Below are 26024 nucleotides of genomic sequence, written 5' to 3' on the forward strand. Positions count from 1 at the left end.
ATGCTTGAGGTCCTGAACCGATACTCGCACGGCATGGTGCTGGTGCCGTTCGTGGATGCCATGCGCAGGCAGGGATGCCTTGCGTACATGGCGTCGGCCGGCCGATTTTCCGCCGCGTCCCTGTGCGGACGTTTCTCGTGCAACGAAGGATACGTGGCGGTCGCGCTGCGCATGTTCCACACGTTGGGCTGGATCGAGGCGGCGGGTGACGGCCATTGGCAGGTTACCAAGGCGTTCGCCGCCCATGCGGCGATTCCCGACCGCATCATGGAGCTGTATCGGTTTCCGTTTGACGGCTACGCCAGGGGGAGCGCGAAACGCTCCCTGCGTCGCTGGCTCGAACGCTCCGCCGACGGCTGGGAGACAGCCGACGAACGCCTGCGTGATTACCTCGACGGCGTGTTCGCGATTCCCCTCCTGCTCGCGCTCGAACACCACGGACGGGTGCGCCGGGGGACGGCGGATACGGAGGGACGCATCGCGCTCGACCTCGAACTGGCCGACGGACCGCGACGCGAGATCGAGGCGTGGCTGCTGGCAAAGCGCTGGACACGGCGCGACCCCGAAGGGTTGTGCCTGCTTCCCTCGGGTCAGTCGATGCTGGATCGGATCCGCACCACGGCGGCTCTGGCATCTTACCGGCCGATGTTAGCGCAGACCGCGACATTGCTGAGCGGCGTGCCGGACGACGTGTTGTCGCTCGACGGGAAGGGCCACGAGAAGCACCTGGACCGGACGTTGAACGTGGTAGGCAGCGGTTTCCAGCACCGGCGATATTTCGCTGCGCTCGCCGGATTCGTGCTGCGCTGTTTCGATACCGACGACATCGCCACGCAGCCGGCATGCCTGGCCGATACCGGATGCGGCGACGGTACGCTGCTGCGGACGCTCTACGACAAGGTGCTCGCCGAAACGAAGCGTGGCACGGCGATCGACCGACATCCGTTGAGGCTGGCGGCGATCGACTGGAACACCAAGGCGTTGCGGCAGTCGGCGCTGACGCTTGCGGGGACGCCGCACACAACACTCAAAGGAGACATCGGCGATCCGGCGACCATCGTCGCCGACCTCGGCCGTCTGGGCATCGGCACGCGTGACGACGTGCTGCACGTGCGTTCGTTCCTCGACCACGATCGCCCCTACCATCCACCTGTCGACGCAACGGAGGCGGCCACCCGCCGCGTCGTCGGGGTGGACGGCGTCTTCATCGATCATGCGGGCGGACGCATACCTGCGCGCGACGTGATGCAGAGCACGGTCGAGCACCTTCGTCGCTGGGGCGACGTCGTTGGTGGCGACGGGCTACTGCTGCTGGAAGTGCATTCACTGCCCACCGCGATCGGCGCGGCGTTCATCGACGAAGCCGAGAGCCTGCATTTTGATGCTTACCACAGCATGTCGAGGCAATTCCTGCTCGACGCGCGCAGCTTCGTGCTCGCCGCCGCGGAGGCAGGCCTGTTCTGCGACGACGGCGACTGGCAGAGCTATCCGCAGCGGATGGGCTTCACGCGTATCACGGTCAATCATTTCCGTCGCCATCCCTACGCGGTGCGTCACCTGCACCTCGATGAAGACCTCGACTGGCTGGCGGCGGCTCCGGTCTGGCGGGCGCCGGGCGACATGCCCGACTGGGCGGCGCTCGCGGACACCACGCTCGTCCTGGTGAGGGACGGACGTGTCCGCGTCGCGGTCGCATGGCGGGAGGACGGGCCGCGCCGTCGTATCAGCCTGCAAGGCGCGTGGGTCCTGTCTGCCGGGGGAGGCCGCGGCGACGACCTCGCCCCGTTGCTGGCGTTCGCCGCGCATTACCTCCTGGTCGACAAGACCTTCGAGGCACTGGAAAACGTCGACGCCTGCCGTTCCGCTCTCGCTGAGTGGCGTGACGCATCGCGTGACGCATGGGCCGAGACCATCGCGGCCATGGGAACCGCCGCGGCTCGACGGGCCCTCGCACCGGGGCTGGATCCCCGCGACTGGGAAGCCGAGCTGACGGACGTCGCGCTGCGATGCGTTGTGGCGTGGCTGCATGGTGACGTCGGCCTGGCACGGGGCGTTGCGCGCCTCAAGGCCGACGTGGTGGCGAACCTGGGGGTGCTGCCCAAGTACCATCGCTACGTGGACGCACTGCTGTCGAGGCTGCACGCGCACGGCCTGCTGCGCATCGACGGCGACGCCATTGCCCTCACCGCCCCGTCGCAAGACGCCGCCGATGTCGATGTCGATGTCGATGCGTTCGAGCGTGACTTCGTGACGCGCTACCCGCATGCGTCGGCCCATCTGCGGTTCATCCAGGGTCCGCTCCGGCAATTCGTCGACGTGCTGGACGGTCGGGTCGGCGCCGCGTCGGCCATGTTCCCCGACGGCGACATGCAGCCGTTCGGTGGCATCTTCCATGGCGAGCCGCTGTCGGATTACATCAACGACCTGATCGCCGCAGCCGTGGGCGCGCAACGCGACGCTTGCGCCACCGCGCCAATGCGCATCCTTGAAATCGGTGCCGGAACCGGGGGAACGACGATACCGGTGCTGCGCACGCTCGGCGAATTGGCCCAGGTGTCCTATGTGTTTACCGATCTCTCGCCGGCCTTCCTGCGGCGCGCGAAGACTTTTCTGGTAAATCGTTATCCGTACGTCGGCTTCCAGGTGCTCGACATCGAAGGCGATCTCGCGGCGCAGGACTTCGCCGCTGGCACCTACGATGTCGTGATTGCGGCCAACGTGCTGCACAACACGCGCGACATCGCCTTCACGCTCAGCCAGGTGCGCGCGCTGCTCGCGCCGGGCGGCATCTTGCTCCTGGCGGAGTACACCGAAGCCAAGACGTGGCTGCTATTCAGTGGCGGTCTGTTGCATGGCACGTGGCAGTTCGAAGACGGCGAGAAACGACTGGACGATTTCTGCCTGCTCGGCGTGCCGCGGTGGCGGAGCGAACTGGCTGCGGCCGGTTTCGTCGACGTGTCGGCGTTCGGATTGCCTTCGGCGACCTCCATCGACGCCTCCGGGCATACCGTCTTCGCCTGCCGCGCGCCAGACGGAGCGGCGCCGAACAGCGCCCCGCACGCACCGGCCCTCGCGCGTGGCGCTCCGGATCACGAGGATACGCAGTCCATGGCATCACCCGATACCGATCCTTCCGCCGTCGATCCGGCCTTCGAGTCCCTGGTCCGCGACCAGGTGGTGGAGATCCTCGGCGAACGCCGCGCAGCGGCCTTCGACGCGCACCGGCCGTTGATGCAACTGGGGCTCGATTCGGTCGAACTGGTCGAACTCAAAGGAGCGATCGGTCGTTCGGTTGGCATCAAGCTGGCGCCCGCGTTCCTGTTCGAAAACGAAACCGCCGCCAAGGTGGCCGCCGCCCTTGCCGACATGGTGACGATGCAACGGCCGGCCGTGTCGCGAGCGCCGGCCGAGCCCGAGCAGGCGCCGCTGCCCGGCGAAGGGCGGGCTATCGCCGTCATCGGCATCGCCTGCCGCCTGCCTGGAGCGAACAGCGCCGAGGCGTTCTGGCAGCTACTGCGCGACGGCCGGCACGCCATCGCCTCACTCGAGCGGCGGTGGCGTTGGCCAGAAGGCGTGGACCTCGTGGGCGAACATGCGGGCATCGACCGCGCGGGGCTGCTTGACCGGATCGATGCCTTCGACGCCGACTTCTTCCACATCTCGCCGCACGAAGCCGAACGGCTCGATCCGCAGCAGCGTCTGCTCCTGGAGCTGGGCTGGGAGGCAATGGAGCGCAGCGGCTATCGGCCGTCGCAGCTCGCCGCCCATCGTACCGGCGTTTTCGTCGGTGCCTGTCACAACGACTACCGCGACGTGCTCGCCCGCGCGCCGGGCGCCGGCGATGCCTACGTCGGTACCGGAAGCGCACCGTCGATGCTGGCCAACCGCCTGTCGTACGTCTACGACTTCAATGGTCCCAGCATATGCATCGATACCGCATGCTCCAGCGCCTTGGTGGCCATGGACCGCGCTGTGCAGTCCTTGCGCGGGGGGGAATGCGATACCGCGTTGCTGGGTGCGGTGAATCTGCTGTGCAGCCCTGTCAATAGCGTGGCCTATTACGAGTCGGGCATGCTCTCGAAGACGGGCCGCGTGCGCGCCTTCGACACGGCGGCCGATGGTTTCGTGCGCGGCGAAGGCGCCGTGATGCTGGTGCTGAAACCGTTGCTGCGGGCCGTGGCGGATGGTGACATCATCCGCGGCACCATCCTGGGAACGGCAGTCGGCCATGGCGGCCGCGCAGCGTCGCTGACGGCGCCCAAGCCCGCGTCGCAGGCATCCGTGATCGAGCGGGCAATGCACGACGCGGGCGTGCGCGCCGACGACCTGCAGTACATCGAAGCGCACGGCACCGGCACGCCGCTCGGCGACGTCGTCGAGATCGCTGGATTGCGCGAGGCCCTGAAGCGGGTGCCGGGCGAGATGGCGCCGAGCTGCGCCATCGGCTCGGTGAAGACGAACATCGGACACCTGGAAGGCGCCGCCGGCCTTGCCGGTGTGGTCAAGGTCCTTTTGTCGATGGATCGCGGTACCTTGCCCGCCAGCCTGGGTTTCGGGACCGCCAATCCGGGACTGGGCCTCGGCGACGGTCCGCTGCGCGTCGTCGAGGCTACGTCGCCGTGGCCGCGTCGCATGTTTGCCGACGGTCGCGGAGCGCCGCGCATTGCAGGAGTGAGTTCCTTCGGTTTCGGCGGCGTCAATGCGCATGCCATCCTCGCCGAGGCGCCCCTGCCGGCGCGTCGGGAACCGGTCTGCACCGCCGCGGTGCACCATCTGGTGCTGTCGGCGCGCAACGAAGCGCAGTTGCGTGGCAGGGTCGCCGCGCTGCGCGGCGACCTCGATCGGATCGACGACGAAGCGCGACTGGGCGACGTCGCCTGGACGCTCCAGCACGGTCGTGATCCGATGGACAAACGCCTGGTGGTGACGGTGACATCACTTGCCGACGCGCGGCAACAGCTTGATGCTGTTCTCGCCGCCGACGATGCGATGGCCGCCTCGACGGAAAGCACCAGCACCGATGCGCTGCTGGACCACTGGCTAGCAGGCGGAGAGGTGGACTGGAGCACGCACCCCGACGCGTTTCCCGGTCGGCGTATCGAGTTGTCCAGCTATCCGTTCGCACGCACGCGCTACTGGATAGACCACGGTGCCGCTGCTTCGCATCCGGCCCCCATCCTCACGTGCGCCCATTGGACGCGTGCACAGGTGAACACGCGCGGCGACGTGGGCGAACGCCATGTGCTGCTGCTCCAGGGAGCCGATGGCGTCACGCCGTTCGACCAGGTCGCCGCGGCCTTCCAGAGCCGTGACGGGGTCATCTGCGATCGATGGGTCATCGTCGCGCACGATCCGGCCGAGTCGTACGAACGGTCAGGCTGGCGCCTGCTGGAATACCTCAAGCGTCTTCTCGCGACCTCGCCACGCGGCGACATCCTCATCCAGGTGGCCTATGTAAACTCGCCGGGGACGCTGCTGCGCGGCCTGGGCGGATTGTTGAAGACCGCGCAGCGGGAGAACCCGCGCTTCGGCGTGCAGCTGATCGAAGGCGATGCGAACGACGATGCGCGGGCTTGGGTCGATGCCATCGACACCAGCTCGCGCATGGCGGCGGTCGAACTGCGGCATGCCAGTGGCGTACTTGAGATGCGGCGGACGACCGTGCTCGAAGGGAGCGTCACGCGGATGCCGTGGCGCCCCGACGGCACGTATCTGGTCACCGGTGGAGCGGGTGGTCTCGGCCTGGCCTTCGTCGAGGAACTGTTCGCGCGCACGCCGGCGGCCCACGTGTTCTTGGTTGGCCGCTCGCCGTTGCGCGGCGAGGCCGCCTCGCGCGTTGCCGCGTGGCAGGCGTCGGGCTGCGCGGTCGACTATCGCCAGGTGGACGTGGCGCGGAGAGACCAGGTGATCGCTCTGCTTCGCGACATCGAGGGCGCGCGTGGCGTGCTCCACGGCGTGCTGCACGCCGCAGGCGTGATCCGTGACAGTTACCTGTTGCGGAAGACGCCGGAGGAATACGCACAGGTGATGGCGCCGAAGCTCCACGGTGCATTCAACCTCGACGTCGCGATCGGCACGCGTCCGCTCGACTTCTTCGTGCTGTTTTCCTCGGTGGCCGGCACCGATGGCAACGCGGGGCAGGGCGACTATGCTGCGGCCAACGCTGCGCTGGACGCCTTCGCCCGGCAGCGCGCCCGCCGCGTGGCTGACGGCGAACGCCACGGCCAGACGCTTTCCATCGCGTGGCCGTGGTGGTCCGTCGGCGGCATGTGCATACCGGATGCCACGGCCGAGGAACTGCGCTCGCAAGGGGTGGCGCCGCTCGGCACGGACGACGGCATCGCCGCGTTCTACCTGGCGCTCGGCAGCCGTGCGGCGGCGGTCGCGATCGCCGCGCCGTCCACCGCGACGGTCGCGCCGCCTGCGCCGTTCGTGGCGTTTCCGCAGCCTTCGGCACAGACGATGGATGCGCTGGCCCTCGCGGAGGCCCTCGCGCAACGACTGAAGCATCTCCTCGCCGAGGTCAGCGGGCAGTCGCCCGAGCGGATCGATCCCATGGCGCCGCTGGAACGCTACGGCATCGATTCGATGATGGTGCTGCAGTTGAACAAGCGCCTCGGCGCCGTGTTCGAGCGGCTGTCGAAGACGGTGCTGTACGAACACGCCACCTTGCGTTCCCTGCGCGACTACCTGCTGTCGCAGTATCCCGAGGCATGCTCGCACTGGTGTGACGTCGAGCAGGCGGCACCCGTCGCCGTTCCGGCCACGTCCGACAACGCGATGCCCACGCCACGGGGCGCGGCGCGGGAACCCATCGCGGTCATCGGCATGGCCGGGCGATATCCCGGGGCACGCGACCTGCGTACGTTCTGGGAAAACCTGAGCGAGGGGCGTGACTGCATCAGTGAGATTCCGCCCGAGCGCTGGTCGCTGGAGGACTTCTACGACCCCGACGAACTCCAGGCCAGCTCGCGCGGGCGCAGCTACGGCAAATGGGGCGGTTTCATCGAAGGATTTGACGAGTTCGATGCGCTTTTCTTCGGTATCGCTCCTCGCGATGCCGACATGATGGACCCACAGGAGCGCCTCTTCCTGCAGACGTGCTGGGAGGCGGTGGAAGACGCCGGCTATACGCGTGAATCCCTCGACGCGCGGCATGACCGGTCGGTGGGCGTTTTCGCAGGCGTGACCAAGACGGGCTTCGACCTGTACGGCCCCGCGCTCTGGCGTCGGGGTGAGGCGCTGACCCTGCATACGTCGTTCGCCTCAATCGCCAACCGCGTGTCGTTCGTGATGAACCTGCAAGGCCCGAGCATGCCCGTGGACACGATGTGTTCCGCGTCGCTCACCGCCATCCACGAAGCCTGCGAGCACTTGTTGCGCGACGAATGCGAGCTCGCGCTCGCCGGCGGCGTGAACCTTTACCTGCACCCATCGAGCTACGTCTACATGTGCGCGACGCGCATGCTATCGCCCAGCGGCCGCTGCCGTACCTTCGGTGCAGGCGCCGACGGCATGGTGCCGGGCGAGGGCAGCGGGGTGGTGCTGCTCAAGCGCCTGTCGAGGGCGCTCGCCGATCGCGATCCCATCCATGGCGTGATCCTCGGCACGAGCATCAATCACGGTGGCAGGACGCACGGCTATACCGTGCCGAACCCCCTCGCGCAGCGCGACCTGGTGTCCGCCGCGCTGACCCGTGCCGGAGTGGACGCCAGTTCCATCGCTTACGTCGAGGCCCACGGCACCGGCACTGAACTGGGCGATCCGATCGAGATCGCCGGTCTCACGCAGGCGTTTGAACGCAGCACCTCGGACCGCCAGTTCTGCGCCATCGGTTCGGTGAAGACGATGATCGGGCACGCGGAAAGCGCCGCGGGCATCGCCGGTCTTACCCGGATACTCCTGCAGATGAAGCACGGTGCGCTCGCACCCAGCCTGCACGCGGAGGAGACCAACCCGCACATCGACTTCACGGCGACGCCGTTCTTCGTGCAATCGCGGCTGGCGCCATGGCCCCGGCAGCGCGTGGAGATCGACCGCGTCGAACGCGAACGACCACGTCGCGCGGGTGTGTCGTCGTTCGGCGCCGGTGGTGCCAATGCGCACGTCATCGTGGAGGAATACGTGGCGCCGACCGGCGAACCGGCCGCATCGTCCGCCCCGCGTCCGGCGATCATCGTGCTTTCGGCGAAAAGCATCGCCGCGCGCCGGGCGGTGGCCGCTCGCCTGCTACACGCCATCGAGGCCGACCGGCTCGGCGACGGCGACCTGCATGACGTCGCCCATACCTTGCAGGTGGGCCGCGAGGCGATGTCGCACCGGCTGGCGTTCGTCGTCGATTCGATGGACGTGCTAAGCCAGCGCTTGCGTGCCATTGCCGACGGCGAGTCGGTGGAGGGCGTGTACCTGAGCGACGGGACGGCCGTCCCCGAGGGGCTCGCCGCGCTGGTCGACGCCGCGGACGTGACGCGCCTCGCCTCGGCATGGCTTGAGAACGGCGACTATCGCAAGGTCTGCGAGCTATGGGTGAGCGGCCTGGCTATCGATTGGCACGTGGTGCCGGAGAGCGCCATCGCCCGTCGCCGTTCGCTGCCGACCTACCCGTTCGAGCGGACGCGTTATTGGATCGCGCAGCGTGCCATGGAAGCCATGCCGGCCGTCGATAAGCCCCTTGTGTCAACGGCCCGCGACGCGGCGACGGGCAAGCCCACCGCGATCGCGCTGCGCTCGCTTGCGGCGCCCACGGCGATCAGGACGGAACGTCCCACGTCGCCCACCGTCCGCTCTGCGGCCGCCGAAAGTGCCGCCGTCGCGTCACCCGCGATGGCGGTGGCCATGGCGCCCGCCACGTCCCTCGCGCGTCGTCGCGATCCGCGCGCAGTCGAGGCGGAACTCGGCCGGATGCTGGGTCGCGCGCTGTACATGGAAGCGGAAGACATCGATCCGCGCAAACCATTCGCGGAACTGGGGCTGGACTCCATCATCGGCGTCGAGTGGTTGCGCGCGGTCAATGCGCATTTCCACCTGCGCCTTCCCACCGCCAAGATCTATGACTGCCCCACGTTGGCGCAGATGGCCTCGCACGTGGTCCATGTGCTCGAGCGGCCGGCCGAAACGACGGCCGTGGAGATCCCCGCGCCTCTGGAGGACGAGGTGATGCGCGAGGACGTCGCATCCTGCGTCGATATGCCGACGGCACCTACGCGTACGTCGTCCCTGCACGATGACGCTGTCGTTCCGAAGACCTTCGCGTCGGAGGCGATCGCGATCGTCGGTATGTCGGGGCGTTATCCCGGAGCCGAAGACCTCGACGCGTTCTGGAATCGTCTCGCCGACGGCGTCGACTGCGTAACCGAGGTCCCGCCGGATCGTTGGGCCACCGATCGCTACGACGTGGCCTGCCGATGGCTTGGCGTCGTGGACGACATCGACGCATTCGATCCTTTGTATTTCGGCATCTCTCCGGCAGAGGCGGAGCTGATGGATCCGCAGCACCGCCTCTTCCTCCAGGAGGCGGCACGCGCGTTCGACGACGCGGGATGCCGACCGGCCGACCTCGGGGGCGCCCGCTGTGGCGTGTACCTCGGCATCATGGGTAACGAATACGGGCAGATCATCCTGCGTCACGGCGTAACGGCCGACAGCACCGGCAACAGCGGCGCCATCGCTGCCGCGCGCATTGCGTACCTGCTCGACCTCAAGGGCCCGGCGATCGCCATCGACACGGCGTGCTCGTCGTCGCTGGTGGCGACGCACCTGGCCTGCCAGGCATTGCGCCACGGCGAAGTGGACATGGCGCTGGCTGGCGGCGTAACGCTTTATCTCGCGCCCGAGCTCTACGTGACCATGAACGCGGCGGGCATGCTGTCCAGCGACGGTCGCTGCAAGACGATGGACGACGGGGCTAACGGATTCGTGCCGGGGGAGGGCGTGGGCGCGCTGGTGCTCAAGCGGCTGTCGGACGCGGAAGCGGCGGGCGATCCGATCCACGGGGTGATCCTGGGTTCGGGAATCAACCAGGACGGCAAGACCAACGGGATCACCGCGCCGAGCGCGGTGCGGCAGGCGGAGCTGCAGCGTGAGGTCTACGCGCGGCATGGGATCGATCCGGCGACGATCGGCTACGTGGAGATGCACGGCACGGGAACGAAGCTGGGCGACCCGATCGAGCTGGAAGCATTGCGCAGCGTGTACGAGGCGGCCGGCGTGGGTCGGCAACGCTGCGTGCTGGGTTCGGTCAAGAGCAACATCGGCCACACCTCGGCGGCGGCGGGTGTGGCGGGCGTGCACAAGGTGCTGCTGGGCCTGCGACATGGCGAACTGGTGCCGAGCCTGCACTTCACGACGCCGAACGAGCACTTCGATTTCGCCACCTCGCCGTTCCGGGTGGGCACCGCGCGGGAAGCCTGGGCGCGCATCGACGGTGCGCCGCGTCGCGCGGCGGTCAGTTCGTTCGGCTACAGCGGCACCAACGCGCATCTCGTGATCGAGGAATACGTCGACACCCGTCGCCCGGCGATGCACGGTCAGGCGCCGCGCGGAGCGTCCTCGCTGTTCGTGTTGTCGGCGCGCAGCGAAGAGCGCCTGCGCGTGCAGGCCGCTCGCATGCTCGACTGGATGGACGCCCACGAGACGCTGGACGTGGATGCGTTCACGCACACGCTGCAGGCCGGCCGCGAGGCGATGGAACATCGGATCGCGTGCGCATTCGAAAGCGTAAGCGCGTTGCGTGCCACGTTGCACGCGTTCGTCGCCGGCGAGCGCCATGTCGAGGGCCTGCATCAGGGCGAGGTCCGCCGCCATCGCGAGGCACTGGCAGCCTTCACCGCAGACGACGATCTGCACGGCGCGATCGATGCATGGATCGCCAAGGGCAAGTACGACAAGCTGCTCGACCTGTGGGTGAAGGGGCTGGACGTCGACTGGAAAACGCTGCGTAAGGGTGTAAAGCCGCGAAAGCTATCGTTGCCGCCGTACCCGTTCCGCAAGCAGCGCTTCTGGGTCGGCGGCGACGCATCGTCGCCGACCACTCCCGATCCGCCGCCGCCCGCGCGGCGAGACGATCGCACGGCATCGCCGATGACGTTCGTGCCGCGCTGGGACGCGGTATCGTTGTCGTCCGCGGAACAGGTGATCTCCACGGCGGCGCGCACGCTGGTCTTCGGCGCGAACGAGACCGACGAACGCGCGATCCGCGAACGTTACGCCAACGCGCGGTTCGTCGGCACCGCGACCTGCGCCGACGTGGCGACACTCGTCGAGACGTTGCGCGACGAGAGCGTTGAACACGTGGTGTGGATCGCCCGCGAGCGCATGGGCGATCACGACGAATACGACGAGGAGGCGATGCTCGCCGCCCAGGAGAGCGGGCTGCTGCCATGCTTCCGCATGCTGCGCGCGCTCGCCGACCTCGGTTATGGCTCGCGCCGCCTCGGCCTGACGGTGGTGACCTGGCGGACGCAACGGGTGATCGTGGACGACCCCATCTATCCGGGCCATGCCGGCCTGCACGGCCTGATGGGTTCAGTCGCCAAGGAATACCTTCTGTGGAACGTCCGCTGCGCCGATCTCGACCACGAAGGCGACCTTCCGCTGGCCGAGCTCGCTCAGCTACCCGGCGGAGCCGACGTCCACGCGCGCAGGCAAGGCGAATGGTTCCGCCGCCGGCTCGTCGCGTTCCAGGGAGGCGAAGAGGAGCGGACGGCGTATCGCGAGGGCGGCATCTACGTCATCGTCGGAGGCGCAGGCGGGCTAGGCGAAGTGCTCAGCGAACACCTCATCCGCCACCATCACGCACACGTCGTCTGGATAGGCCGCCGCGCCAAGGATGACGTCATCGCCTCGCGTATCAGGCGATTGGGCGCACTGGGGCCGGCGCCGCTGTATATCCGCGCCGACGCGCGCGACCGCGACGCAATGGAAGCCGCACGCAGCGAGATACTGAATCGGTACGGCGCCATCCACGGCGTGGTGCATTCGGCCATCGTGCTGCTCGACCAGGGCATCGGCGGCATGGACGGAGCGCGATTCCGCGCGGCGCTTTCGGCCAAGACCGACGTCTGCGTCCGGCTGGCCCAGGTGTTCTCCGCGGATTCGCTCGATTTCGTCCTGTTCTTTTCGTCGTTGCAGAGCTTTGCGCGGCTTCCGGGGCAGGGCAACTACGCGGCGGGCTCGGCCTTCGAGGATGCGTTCGCCGATTGGTTGGGTCACCACCGGGCCCAGCGGGTGAAAGTGGTGAACTGGGGTTACTGGGGAACTGTCGGATGCGTGGCGCTGGCGGAGTACGCCGAGCGTTTCGCGCGCCAGGGCACCGTGTCGCTCGATCCGGCCGAGGCCATGCGCGCGCTGGACGGCATGATGGCGGGCGCGCCCTTCCAGGTAGCGATCACCGGATCGCTGGGACTGGAGCACGGACAGTCCGGCTACATCGATGCGCAAGACGTGATAGAGACGGCACCGCCAGCCGGTACGCGCGGCGCCGGCAGCATCGACCGCGAACATGACGCGTCGCCGTTCCGTGACGCGTCGGGCGACTTGGTCAAGGGACTCGACCGACACCTGCTCGCCGTGCTGTTCGGGCAACTGCGCGACATGGGCCTGTTCGGCGCAGAAGGGACGACGGTCGACGCATGCCGGCGCCACGCGGGCATCGTTGCACGCCATCATGCTTGGTTCGATGAAACCGTGGCGTTGCTGTGCAGGCACGGCCTGCTCGCGTGGCGGGACGGTCGCGTGGGCGCGGGCGACGACGCACCGGCCGGTGACACGTGGCCGGCATGGCACGCGCACGCCACCTGGTGGAGAGCGTTGCCCGTGCTGCGCGGTCAGGTGGTATTGCTCGAGACCATGCTTCGTGCCTTGCCCGGGATACTGCGCGGCGAATGCGCGGCCACCGACGTCATGTTCGCCGACGGCATGGACGCCGTGGTGGAAACGATTTATCGCGACCACGCCTTGGCCGACCATGCCAACGGCGCGATGGCGGCGGCACTGGATGCATACGTCGAACGGCGGGTGCTGGAAGATCCGGCCGCCCGCATCCGCGTCCTGGAAATCGGTGCCGGCACCGGCGGAAGCACTGGCGCGATGCTGGCCTCGCTGGAGCGCCATGCGGCGAACATCAGCGAATACGCCTTCACCGACCTGTCGGCGGCTTTTCTCCTCAGGGCACGTGATCGTTTCGCCGACCGCTATCCTTTTCTTTCCACCAAGCCGCTCGACATCGCCGCGGAGCCGGGCGCCCAGGGCTTCGTCCATGGTGGTTACGACGTGGTGGTGGCGGCGAACGTGCTCCACGCGACAGCCGATATCCGTCGCACGATGCGTCACGTCAAAGCCCTGCTGCGACGCCATGGCCTGCTGCTGATACAGGAGATGTCGGCCAACTCGCCGACCTCCCACCTCACCTTCGGCCTCCTCGACGGCTGGTGGCTCGTCAAGGACCCCGCCTTGCGCCTGCCGGGTTGTCCGGCGTTGTCGTTCGACGGATGGAAGCGTGTATTGGCCGAGGCGGGCTTCGACGCGCCGTCGCTCATCGCAACCACCGGCCATCCTTACGCACAGCAGGTTATCGCGGCGCATGGCGACGGACTGGTGCGACGGCCGCGCGCGTCGATGGAGCAGCCCGGTGACCTTTCCGCACCGGCCCTCGGGCCGCTCGCCGATCCGGTCGCGACGACCGGCATGCCATCCGTGGACGATCCGCTCGTGCATGTGCGCGACACCGTCGCCGCATGCGTATGCGGCGTGCTGCGCCTACCGGCTGCCGACCTCGATCCCGACGTGGCGCTCGTGCACTACGGCATGGATTCGATCAGTGCCGGGCATCTGATCCAGCGGATCAACTCGGCGCTCGGCCTCCCGCTGGTCACCACCGACCTGTTCGACCACGGAAGCGTGGATCGCCTCACGGACTACATCGGCCAGGTCCATGGCGATGCGCTGCCGCGTACGGCAGCGCGGGAGCAGCGGGCGGCGCCGGTCGCGACCCAGTCCGAGATCGAGGGGCGCGACGCGATCGCGATCGTAGGCCTCAGCGCACGTTTTCCGGGCTCGCCCGACGCCGACACCCTGTGGGACAACCTCGCGAACGGCCGCGAGCTCGTGACGCGGGTCGATCGCTGGCCGATGCCCCCGGCGGACGTCGCCAAGGGCGGAACGCAGCCGTTGCGCGAGTGGCGCGGCGGTCTGCTGGAAGGCATCGACGAATTCGATCCGTTCTTCTTCAACATCTCTGGCATCGAAGCCACCTATATGGATCCGCAGCAGCGATTGTTCCTAGAGGAATCCTGGAAGGCGTTGGAAAACGCGGGCTATGCCGGTGCCGCAGTCCAGGGCAGCCGTTGCGGCGTGTACGTCGGCTGCAACGCCGAGGACTATTCGCGCCTGCTCGATCACGTAGAGCCGGCGCAGGCCTTGTGGGGCCAGGCGGTGTCGCTGCTGCCCGCCAGGATTTCCTATCACCTCGATCTGCAGGGGCCGGCGATCGCGGTCGATACCGCATGCTCCAGTTCGATGGTGGCGATGCACCTGGCCTGTCAGGGCCTGTGGGGCGGTGAAATCGACATGGCGCTGGCCGGTGGCGTCTACGTGCGCTGCACGCCCTATTTCTATCTGGCTTCCGCGCGCGCGAACTTGCTGTCGCCGACTGGCCGCTGCCACACGTTCGACGAACGCGCGGACGGCTTCGTCCCCAGCGAGGGCGTCGCCGCATTCGTGCTGAAGCGGCTTGCCGACGCGGTGAGCGCCGGCGACCACATCCATGCGCTGGTCGTGGCGAGCGCGATCAACCAGGACGGCGCGTCCAACGGCATCACCGCCCCCAGCGGCGCTTCGCAGCAGCGGCTTCTCGCCACCACCTACAAGGCGTTCGGCATCCATCCCCGGCAAATCCAGATGGTGGAGGCGCACGGCACGGGGACGAAACTGGGTGATCCGATCGAATACCAGGCGCTGAAACGCACCTACACCACAGCCGCCGTTCCGCGCGGCCACTGCGCGCTGGGCTCGATCAAGGCGAACCTCGGCCATGCCATCGCCGCGGCCGGCGCGGCGGGCGTGATGCGCGCGCTGCTGTCGCTCAGGCACCGGCGGATTCCGCCCGCCGTCAACTTCGGGCGGGCCTCGTCGCACATCGATCTGTCCGACGGGCCGTTCTACGTCAACACGACCCTCCGCGACTGGCACGTCGCGGACGGTCAGCGGCGGCTGGCGGCTGTCAGTTCGTTCGGACTCAGCGGCACCAACGCCCACATGGTGCTCGCCGAGGCGCCCGAGCCGGCCGTCGTGGAACGCGAGGATGCGCCCGCGTGGCTCGTGGTGCTGTCGGCGAAGACGCGGGCCCAACTCGTCGAACAGGCGAGGCGGCTAGCTGCGCACTTGGCGCGCGACGCCGTGCACATCGCGGACGTCGCCTTCACACTGCTGGCCGGCCGCAAGCATTTCGAACATCGCCTGGCATGCGTCGTCGCCGACACCCGCGACCTCGTCGATCGGCTCGAACGCTGGCTTCGGGAGATGCCGGAGGGCGACGTGCGCAGCGCGCACCTTGCCGGCAAGCGCGTCCGCGACGATGTGCTCGCCGACGGCGCGGCGGTTCTGGCGCACTGCCGCGCCAGCGCCGGAACGGACGCGTGGCGGCCCGGCCTGGCGGCGCTGGCGGAAAGTTACCTGCGTGGCTACGTACCCGACGTCACGGCGTTGTTCGGTACCGGCGGCGGGTGCCGGATACCGTTGCCAACGTATCCTTTCGCGCGCGAGCACTACTGGGTGGGGCATGCCGACCCCACCGTTCCCAGGGCAACCGTCACGCCGGAAGCACCGGTACATCGCTCGATGCTGAGCATCTCCATGCCAGGCGCGGACGAGTCGGCGTTCGGCGGTCGTATGGACGGAAACGAAGTGTTCCTGCGCGACCACGTAGTAAACGGCGCACGCGTCATGCCGGCCGTGGGCTACGTGGAATTGATGCGTGAGGGCCTGTCGCGAGCGCATGCGCTCGCCGATCAGACAGCCCGTGTGTTGCGCCTGAGCCACATGGGCTGGTCGCAGCCGCTGGTGGTCGGCGAAACGCCGGTGGACGTGCGGATTTCGCTGGATCCGCATGACACGGGCGGCTTTTCCTACGAAGTGCGCAGCCAGTCGGGCGGGCAGGTTGACGAGTCGCGGCTGCACGCGCGTGGCACCGCCGAGTGGGTGGTCGGTGAACCCGCCACATGCGTGGACCCGGCCGAACTCGACCGCCGCTGCGAACGGAGCCTCGACACAACGGCGTGCTACCAGGCGTTCGCTGCGCGTGGCATCGACTACGGCCCCACGCATCGCACGTTGCGGCGGGTGGCCATGGGCTGTGACGCCGCCGGCCATCCGTACGTGATGGCGACGCTGGAAGCGCCCGACGCGCCACGCGGCGGCGACGCGACCTTCTTCCTCGATCCGGGACTGATGGATGGTGCATTGCAGGCCATCATCGGATGGTCCCTCGACGATGACGCGACGGACGCCTTGCTGGACGCGGGCGGGGCATGGGTTCCCTATGCGCTGGATCGCGTCGAGGTCCTCGGACCCTTGAACGGCCGGGCCTACGCCGTGCTGACGCGTTCGGCATCGACGCAGGCACACCTGCCGAAGTTCGACATCCGCCTGCACGATGCGGATGGGCTCGAGCGCGTGCGCATCGATGGCTGCACGATGCGCCGGATAGGCGAGCGGACGGTTCTGCTCGCGCGCGACTGGCGGAGCGACGCCTCTCCCATAGCGGCGGCCGGGGAAGGTCTTCGCCATGCCGTTCTCTGCACGGGGATCGAAGACGACGGCGGAACCCACTCGCGTGTCGCTGCATCGCTCGATGCGCTTGACGGATGGCGTGCCGAACATTGGGACCTGCCGTATGCGGGGACGGCCGAACGATGCGAACGCTACGGCTGGCGGCTGCTCGAAGCGGTACGCGCGCTTTCGGCGGAATCGTCGCGGCAAGACGTGCTCATCCAGGTGGTCGGCGGTGACGAGGTGCTGCTGCGCGGTCTGTCCGGCCTGCTGAAAACGGCGCGTATCGAACATCCGGGGCTGCGCTGGCAGACCATCGAGGCCGATCTGGCGGACGCCTCGGATGCCTGGGTGAAGCACCTGCGCGCCGATGCCGGCCGTGGCGTCGGCGAGATCCGCTATAGAGCCGGCATCCGCGAAGTCGCCACGTGGACGGAAACCGCTCCCGCCTCGACCGGATCGCTTCCATGGCGCGAAGGCGGCGTCTACGTCATCACCGGAGGCATGGGCGGCCTGGGCATGTCGTTCGCCGAGTACCTTGGACGCAACGTGAAGAACGCCCACGTGGTGCTCGTCGGTCGCTCGGAGCTCGACAACGAACGTCGCCGGCGCCTGCAGGCTTGGCTCGCCCTGGGTTACGCCATCGAATACCGGCAGGCGGACTTGGCCGGGGAGGACGCCGCGCGGGATCTCGTCGACTACGTGCTCCGTCGCTATGGCGCGTTGCATGGCGTGCTCCACGCCGCGGCGGTCGTCCGCGACAGCCTGCTCGCGCGCAAGACCGCCGAGGAATTCGCCGCGGTCTGGCGATCGAAGGTGCACGTCGCCACGCGGCTCGACGACGCCATCGGCGAGCGGGCGCTCGATTTCTTCATCGTGTTCTCCGCCGCGGCGGGCGCGTGGGGCAATCTCGGCCAGGCAGACTACGCCGCGGCCAACGCCTACATGGATGGCTTCGCGCAGGGGCGCCAGGCACGCGTCGTGCGCGGCGAGCGGCAGGGCCGCAGCCTGGCGATCGCCTGGCCGCTGTGGGAAGAAGGCGGCCTGCGCATGTCGGCTCCCGCACGCGAACGCATGGAGCGACAGGGGTTCCGAGCGCTGGCCACCGCTGAAGGCATCGCTGCGCTGGAGCGCGCATGGGCCACGCCGCATGCCGGCGTGGCGGTGGTGCGCGCGGGCGCGGACTGGCGGCTCGCCGACCCTGCACCGGCGCCAACGCCAGTGGCGCCCGTCACCGATGCTCCTGCCCCTGCGAGCGATGCCTTGGCGATCTCCCTGGGCGACGCCCCCGACGTCTCGGCAAAGACCCTCGATTTCCTCGCGCGCATGCTGTCTGAGGAAGTGCGCTTCCCACGCGACCGCATCGATGCGACGGAGCCGTTCGAGTCCTATGGCATCGATTCCACGCTGGTCATGCAGATGACCGCGCGCCTTGAAGAGAGCTTCGGCCCGCTTTCCAAGACGCTGTTCTTCGAGCACCAGAACCTCGGTGAACTGTGCGATTACTTTCTCCAATCGCACCTGGCGCGGCTGCGCACCCTCCTGGGCGTCGCCGAGACGAAGGCATCGGTCGCGCCGACCGCACCGCCGCCGGTGCCGGAGCTGGCGGTGGCTGCGCGCGCGACTGTGCCCATGCGCGCGACCCAGCCTCGGCAGGCGCCGCCGCCGAGCGACGGACCGCTGGACATTGCCATCGTAGGCCTGGGTGGGCGCTATCCCCAGGCCGATACGCTGGAGGAGTTCTGGAACAACCTGCGCGACGGCCGTGACGCCGTCACCGAAATCCCGGCCACGCGCTGGGACCACCACCGCTATTTCGACGCCGAGGTGGGCAAGCCCGGCAAGAGTTACAGCAAGTGGGGCGGATTCATCTCCGGCGTGGACGAGTTCGATCCGCTGTTTTTCAACATGTCGCCGCTGGAAGCGCGCCAGACCGATCCCCAGGAGCGCCTTTTCCTCCAATGCGTCTACCAGACCCTGGAAGATGCTGGCCAAACGCGCGAAAGCCTGCGACGCGCAGGCCGCGTCGGGGTATTCGTCGGTGCGATGTATCAGGAGTACCAGTTGTACGCGGCGCAGGCGCAGGCGCGTGGCGAGGCGCTAGTGGTGGGCGCGAGCCTGGGATCGATCGCCAACCGCATCTCCTATTTCTGCGATTTCCACGGGCCGAGCCTTTCGGTGGACACCATGTGCTCGTCGTCGCTCACCGCGCTCCATCTCGCCTGCCAGAGCCTACGCACCGGCGACTGCGAGGTGGCCATCGCCGGTGGCGTGAACGTGTCGGTGCATCCCAACAAGTACCTGATGCTCTCCCATGCGCAGTTCGCGTCGAGCACCGGCCGGTGCACGGCTTTCGCCGCCGGCGGCGACGGGTACGTGCCCGCGGAGGCGGTTGGAGCGGTGTTGTTACGGCCGCTGGCAGCCGCACTGGCCGATCGAGACCAGATCTACGGCGTGATCAAGGCCATCGAGGTAAATCACGGCGGCCGCACGAATGCCTACACGGTGCCCAGCCCGAAGGCCCAGGCCGAATTGATCGGACGGGTCATCGAACGCTCCGGCGTACCGCCGCGGGCCATCAGCTACCTGGAGGCACATGGTACCGGCACCGCGTTGGGCGATCCCATCGAGGTGGCAGGCCTCCAGCAGGCCTTCTCGCGCGATATCGATGCGCGGGGTTTGTGCGCGATCGGTTCGGTCAAGTCCAACATTGGCCACGCCGAGAGCGCGGCGGGCATCGCGGGCCTCACCAAGGTGCTCCTGCAGCTGCGGCATGGGGAGCTGGCGCCGAGCCTGCATGCGCGCACGCTGAACCCGCACATCGACTTCGACGATTCGCCGTTTACCGTGCAACGCGAGCGCGCGCCCTGGCCGCGGCCGATGGTGGTCGAGGCGGGGGGCATCCGGGAGTACCCGCGCGTCGCCGGCATCTCGTCGTTCGGCGCGGGCGGTTCGAACGCCCACATGATCGTGCAGGAGCATCGCGCCGATGACGTCGCGCGCGTCGACCCTTCGTCGTGGCCGACGCCTGTCGTGCTGCTCTCCGCGCGCAACGAAGAGCGGCTTCGCGTTCGCGTGCAACAGCTGCTGGCGATGCTCGAACGCACGCCCGACGAGGCGATCGACCTGCACGACGTTGCCTATACGCTCCAGGTGGGGCGCGAGTCGATGGACCATCGCTTTGCCGTGGTCGCCGATTCGCACGGGAGGCTGAAGGAGGCGCTGCGCCGCTACCTCGACGGCGATCGCGAGGCCGATGGCATGCACGTGGGCGCGGTCCGCCACGATCGCTTCGCCCAGTCGCTCCTGTCGCCCGACGAGGACATGCAGCGGGCGACGGAGGCATGGCTTGCAAAGGGCCGATACGCCAAGCTGCTCGACTTGTGGGTGGTCGGACTCGCTGTCGACTGGACGCGTCTCTACGGCGCCTCGAAGCCGCGCCGGATATCCCTGCCAACCTATCCGTTCGCGCGTCAACGTTACTGGCCCGACGAGCCGGTCGTTTCCGCGCCGGCGGCGGTGGCGACACCGGTCACGGCAGCGGTCCCGTCGTCAGTCGACGACGATGGCGCGCTCATGCTCGTGCCGGCGTGGGAGCCGTTGCCTCGTTCCGCCAGGGCCACCTCGGCGGCGCCCTCCGGCCGCACGATTGTCATTGGCGCGTCCGCCGAACACGCCGCCGCGCTCGAGGGCGCGCAAGGCGGCGCCGCCGAACGGCTGTCCCTGCCGCCCACGGCATCGGTAGAGGACATCGCCATCGTCCTTCGCGGCGCGTCTCGAGTGGCGCGTGTGGTCTGGTTCGCTCCTGCACGGGACGACGCCGGCATCGACGACGCCGATGGCCTGGTCGATGCACAGGAGACCGGGGTGATCGCGTGCTTCCGCCTGGCCAAGGCGTTACTCGCCGAGGGTTACGGCGACACTGACCTGCACTGGACCGTCGTCACCTGGCGGACGCAGGCGGTTTCCGCCGCCGCCGACGTGGACCCCGCGCACGCTGGCGTCCAGGGGCTGGTCGGATCCTTCGCGCGGGAGTACCCGCGCTGGCACGTGAGGGGCGTCGACCTGCCACATGGCGGTAACGACGCGCTGCGCGCGCTCGCCGCGATGCCGGACGAGGCTCGCGGCGCAACGTTGGCATGGCGCCACGGAGTCTGGCACCGGCAACGATTGCTCCCGTACGTGGCCAGGCGTGAGGCGCCAGCGTTCCGGCAGGGCGGCGTGTACGTCGTCGTCGGTGGTGCGGGCGGTATCGGCACCGTGCTCACCGAACACCTCGTCCGGCACTACAAGGCCAGGGTGTGGTGGATCGGTCGCCGCGCGGAAGACGACGACGCCATCCGGAGCAAGCTCGACGCATTGTCCCGCCTGGGGCCCGCACCGATCTACTGCCGCGCGGACGCGGCCGACCGCAGCGCGCTGGAGGAGGTCTGCCGTCGGATCGAAGCCCTGCATCCGACCATCCACGGGGTAGTGCATTCGGCCATCGTGCTCGATGATGCTAGCGTGGAGCGCATGACCGAGTCATCGTTGCGTGCCGCGCTCCGCGCCAAGGTGGACGCAAGCGTGCGTACGGCAGAGGTGTTCCTGCCGCGCTGCCAGGACTTCATGCTGTTCTTCTCCTCGATGCAGAGCCATTCGCGCAGCGCGGGGCAGGGCAACTACGCCGCCGGTTGCGCATTCAAGGACGCGTTCGCCCAGCGTCTGGCCATGCGTGGCGCCGCGGTGAAGTTGATCAACTGGGGGTACTGGGGCAGCGTCGGTGTCGTCGCCGAACCGGCTTACCGTGACGCGATGGCCGCGCTGGGCATCGGCTCCATCGAACCGATCGAGGGCATGGCCGCGCTCGAGGCGGCGATGGCCGACGATGCGAGGCAGCTCGCTTTCGTACGAACGACGCGTCCGGGTGCGCTGGGCGACCTCGTTGGCGACGACCGGATCGAGCGCCTGCCGCCTGGCCTGCCGTCGCTTCCGCCGACGACTGCGCGCGCCGAGGCCGCCACGCCACCGCCTGCCGATCCCGTGGGGCTGGAGCGATCGCAGGCGGTGCTGCTCGGTGTGCAGTTGCGCGAGGCGGGCCTATGGAAAATGGAAGACGAGCGCCTCGAAAGCGCCGCGATCCACCGTTGGCAGGCGGAACACGTCTGGGCACCGCACCATGCGCGCTGGCTCGCACGCAGCCTCGACCTGCTGGCGCGGCACGAGGTGCTCCGCGCGGAGGCGGACGGGTACGCCCTGTCGGAAACGGCGCGTGAGGACGCCGCCGTGGTATGGGCGCGCTGGCACGCGGAACGGCAGGCATGGCGTGAACTGCCCTCCGCGAGCGTGCAGGCCGAGCTCGCGGAATACACGCTGCGCGGCTTGCCCGATGTGCTGTTGGGACGCCGCGCTGCCACCGACCTCCTGTTCCCCAACGGATCCATGTCGCGCGTAGCGCCCGTCTACGCGCGGAACGCGGTCGCGGACCATTTCAATGCGTTGCTCGTCGCGCGGCTGGCTGACTGGATCGAGGCGAGGCGGGAGGCGGATCCGGATGCCCGCCTGCGCTTGCTCGAGATCGGTGCCGGTACCGGCGGCACCAGCGGCGCCGTGCTCGAGCTGATCGACCGGCATGCGCCGGCCGTGGAAACATACGATTACACCGACCTCTCGGGCGCGTTCCTGCAGCACGGTCGCGATCACCATGGCTCGGACCGTTCGTACATGCGTTTCCTGCGTTTCGACGTTGAGCGCCCGCCGGTGATCCAGGGCGTGGCCCTCGGCGCCTACGACGTCGTCATCGCCGCGAACGTGATGCACGCCACGTCGGACGTGCGCCGCGCGGTGCGCCACGCGAAGGCCTTGCTCGGGCGCCACGGCCTGCTGCTGCTGAACGAGATCGGCGACGCGGGGCTGTTCGAGCAACTGACCTTCGGACTGCTCGAAGGGTGGTGGCGCCATGCCGACGATGGAGTGCGTCCGTCCGGTACTCCGGCGCTCTCCGCCGATCGCTGGGCAGGCGTGCTGCAGGCGGAAGGTTTCACCGACGTCCACGTGGATGCGTCGCCGGGACACCGCCAGCAGGTCATTTCCGCTTTGAGCGACGGCTGGCTGCGCCATTCGCCGGAAGGCGGACAGGCTTCGCCGGCAGCGGATATCCCTCCGGCTCCATTGCCTGCGTCGGCCGATGCCTTCGAAGAGGCCGCCCTGGCCGTGCTGTCGCGCCTCACCGGCGTGGCCGCGGGGGACATCGATCCCGATGCACCGCTGGGCGAGTACGGCGTCGATTCCATCGTCTCGCGACGCCTGGTGCAGGAGATGGAACGTGCCTTTCCGGTGTCGCTCGCTGCGGGTGTGTTGCTCGAACATAACAGCGTCCGCGCGCTTGCCGCGCACGTGTCCCACCTGGTCGCGACGCGAAACGACCTTGCGGCGGTGCCGATCGAGGAAGCCCTTGAACACTTCCGCGGTGGCCAACTGGACATGGATGCCATCGAAGCGCTGCTCGACGAAGGAATGCCGCGATGAGCCGACGAGAACTGTTGCTCGCCTACAAACGCGGCGCGTTCGGCACCGAAACGCTGCTCCAGCGAATCGCCGCGCTGAACGCGGTGACCACGCTGCCCCTGGCGGAGGGACAACGTGGCCTGTGGATGCTCGAGCGAAGCGCCAACGGCGGATACAACGTGCCGCTGGCTTTCCGCATCCGCGATCCCCTCGACGTGGAGATGTTCCGCGTCGCGTGGACGTTGACGCTCCAGGATCACCCTCTGTTGCGCGCGACGATGCGCATGCACGACGGAACGCTGGTCCAGCGCATCGTGCCGCCGAGGGAGCTGCCGTTCGAACGCCTCGATGTATCCGCATGGACCGAATCGCACATTGAGCAGCACCTGCTCGCGGTGGCGAAACGGACCATCTCCCTTCAGGACGGATCACTCGCATCGCTGCACCTGCTGTCGCGCGACAGCCGCGACCACGTCGTACTGCTGGTCGCCCACCACATCGTCTTCGATGGAGGATCGGTCGAGCCGCTGGTCGGCCACCTGCTCGATACCTATGATGCGCTGTGCCGCGGCGTGCCCATGGCGCAGGCGCCGGACGGTTCGTTCGCCGATTTCGTTGCCTGGGAGCAGGCCTACCTCGCCAGCGACCGGGCTGCCGCCGACAAGGCGTACTGGTTGCGCCGGCTGGACGGACCGTTGCCTCGGCTGGAGGTGCCTGCCGACCGCAGCCGCGCCACGCGCACGAGCATGGCGGGACGGACGCACGCACAGGCAGTGTCCGAGGCCCTGGCCAGCCGCGTCCACAGGGTGAGCGGCACGCTGAAAGTGAACCCCAGCGTGATCTTCCTGGCCGTCTACAAGCTCCTGCTGCACCGCTACACGGGCGAAGTGGACCTGATCGTAGGCGTGCCGACGTTCGGACGGCCGGAGCCGCGCTTCGAGTCCGTCGTCGGACTGTTCACCAATCCGATTGCGCTGCGCTCGCGGATTGACCCGGCCCAGGGCTTCACCGGCTTGGCGCGGCAGATCCAGGAATCGCTGCTCGAAGGTTCCCGCCATGCAGCCTATCCCTTCGCGCGTCTGGTGCGCGACCTCGACCTTTCGCGCGACCTTGAGCGCACGCCCGTGTTCCAGGTCGCCTACGAATACGAGAGCGGCGGCATGGCGAATGTGCAGCGCCTGACCCGCCGTTTCGAACGCACGCTCCACATCGAACCGGTGCAGGGACCGCACCAGGAGGGGTACTACGAACTGGTCTGCGAGATCCTGGAAAGTGGTGGCCAGTTTCACGTCAACCTCAAGTACGACGGCAACCTCTTCGACGACTCGACCGCCGAACGGTTGGTCGCCGCCTACATGCACCTGCTCGAGCAGGTGGTCGACTATCCGGACGCGGTGCTCGGCAACTATTCGGTGCTTCCCGCGACCGAGCAACGACGCCTGCTGCATGACTGGAACGACACCTCCGCCGATTATCCCCGCGCGGAGCGGGTCGACACGCTGGTCGCGGCACAGGCCCGGCGGACGCCTGACGCCGTCGCGCTGGGATATGACGGCGCAACGCTGAGCTACGCGCAACTCGAAGACCGCGTCGATGCGCTCACCCGGCAGCTCGCCGCGCACGGGGCGCAGGTGGGAAGCCTCGTCGGTGTCTGCGTGGAGCGGTCGCTCGACACCACCGTCGCACTCCTCGCGGTGCTTCGCACAGGCGCGGCCTACGTGCCGCTGGACCCGGCGTATCCTCCCGAGCGCCTGCGCTACATCGTGGAGGACTGCGGAACGCGCCTGGTGGTGACCCAGACTCGCCTGCTGGCACTGGCATCGGACCTGATTCCCACCGATGCGACGGTCATCTGTCTCGACACTGGGTCGCGCGCGGCCGAAGCCGCGAGAGGGCCCGCCGTCACGCCGGAGTTCTCGCCGGACCACCTGGCCTACGTGATCTACACCTCCGGCAGCACGGGGCGCCCCAAGGGCGTTGCCGTTTCCCACCGTTCGCTGGTCAATTTCCTCTGGTCGATGCGCGAGAAACCGGGCATACGCGCCGACGACCGGATGCTCGCGGTGACGACATGCAGCTTCGATATCGCCGCACTGGAACTGTTCCTGCCGCTCGTCGTCGGTGCGCGCTGCGAGATCTGCCCGGCCACGGACGTGCACGACGGCGCGGCGCTTTTGCGCCGGATCGACGAAATGGCGCCGACCGTCATGCAGGCCACACCGGTGACGTGGCAAATGCTCCTGCAGGCGGGCTGGCGCAATCCGTCGGGAATGAAAATCCTGTGCGGCGGCGAAGCCCTGCCGGATGCGTTGTGGGAGACGTTCACCGTCAACGGCTGGGACGCGTGGAACCTGTACGGACCCACGGAGACCACTGTGTGGTCCACTGTGGAAAAGGTCGATGCCCGGCGCAAGGGCTCGATCGGCGCGGGCATCGCCAATACGCAGCTTTTCGTGCTCGACGAGGAGATGAAACCGGTTCCGGCCCTGGTTCCCGGCGAGCTGTGTATCGGGGGCGACGGTCTGGCGCGGGGGTACCTGAATCAGGCGGCGCTGTCGGCGGAGAAGTTCGTGGCCCATCCGCTGGCACCGGGTGGCTTCGTCTACCGTACCGGCGACCTCGCGCGCTGGCGCGCGGACGGGTGGCTGGAGTACCTCGGCCGTCGCGATACGCAGACCAAGGTACGCGGCTATCGCATCGAACTGGGAGAGATCGAAGCCGTGCTCGCGGCCCATCCCGGGATAGCAGAGTGCGCGGTACTCGTCGCGGCCCAT

2 protein-coding genes (1 of these 2 cut by a window edge) are annotated in these 26024 nt (G+C 68.3%); both read left to right on the forward strand.

Annotated features, from left to right (window positions below; all coding sequences use genetic code 11):
• Nucleotides 1-23271 carry an SDR family NAD(P)-dependent oxidoreductase gene (locus AC1PLS_RS10840; RefSeq protein WP_481104468.1) on the forward strand — a complete coding sequence of 7757 codons (23271 nt, stop codon included), beginning with the start codon at nt 1-3 and terminating at the stop codon, nt 23269-23271.
• Nucleotides 23268-26024: the start of an amino acid adenylation domain-containing protein gene (locus AC1PLS_RS10845; RefSeq protein ID WP_481103662.1), read on the forward strand. The gene runs 15981 nt beyond the window's last position; the window shows 2757 of its 18738 coding nt (coding positions 1-2757); the start codon lies at nt 23268-23270; its stop codon lies off the right edge, out of view. The genes AC1PLS_RS10840 and AC1PLS_RS10845 overlap by 4 nt, the downstream gene beginning before the upstream one ends.

This window comes from Xanthomonas sp. NCPPB 3218 (genome assembly GCF_056725185.1).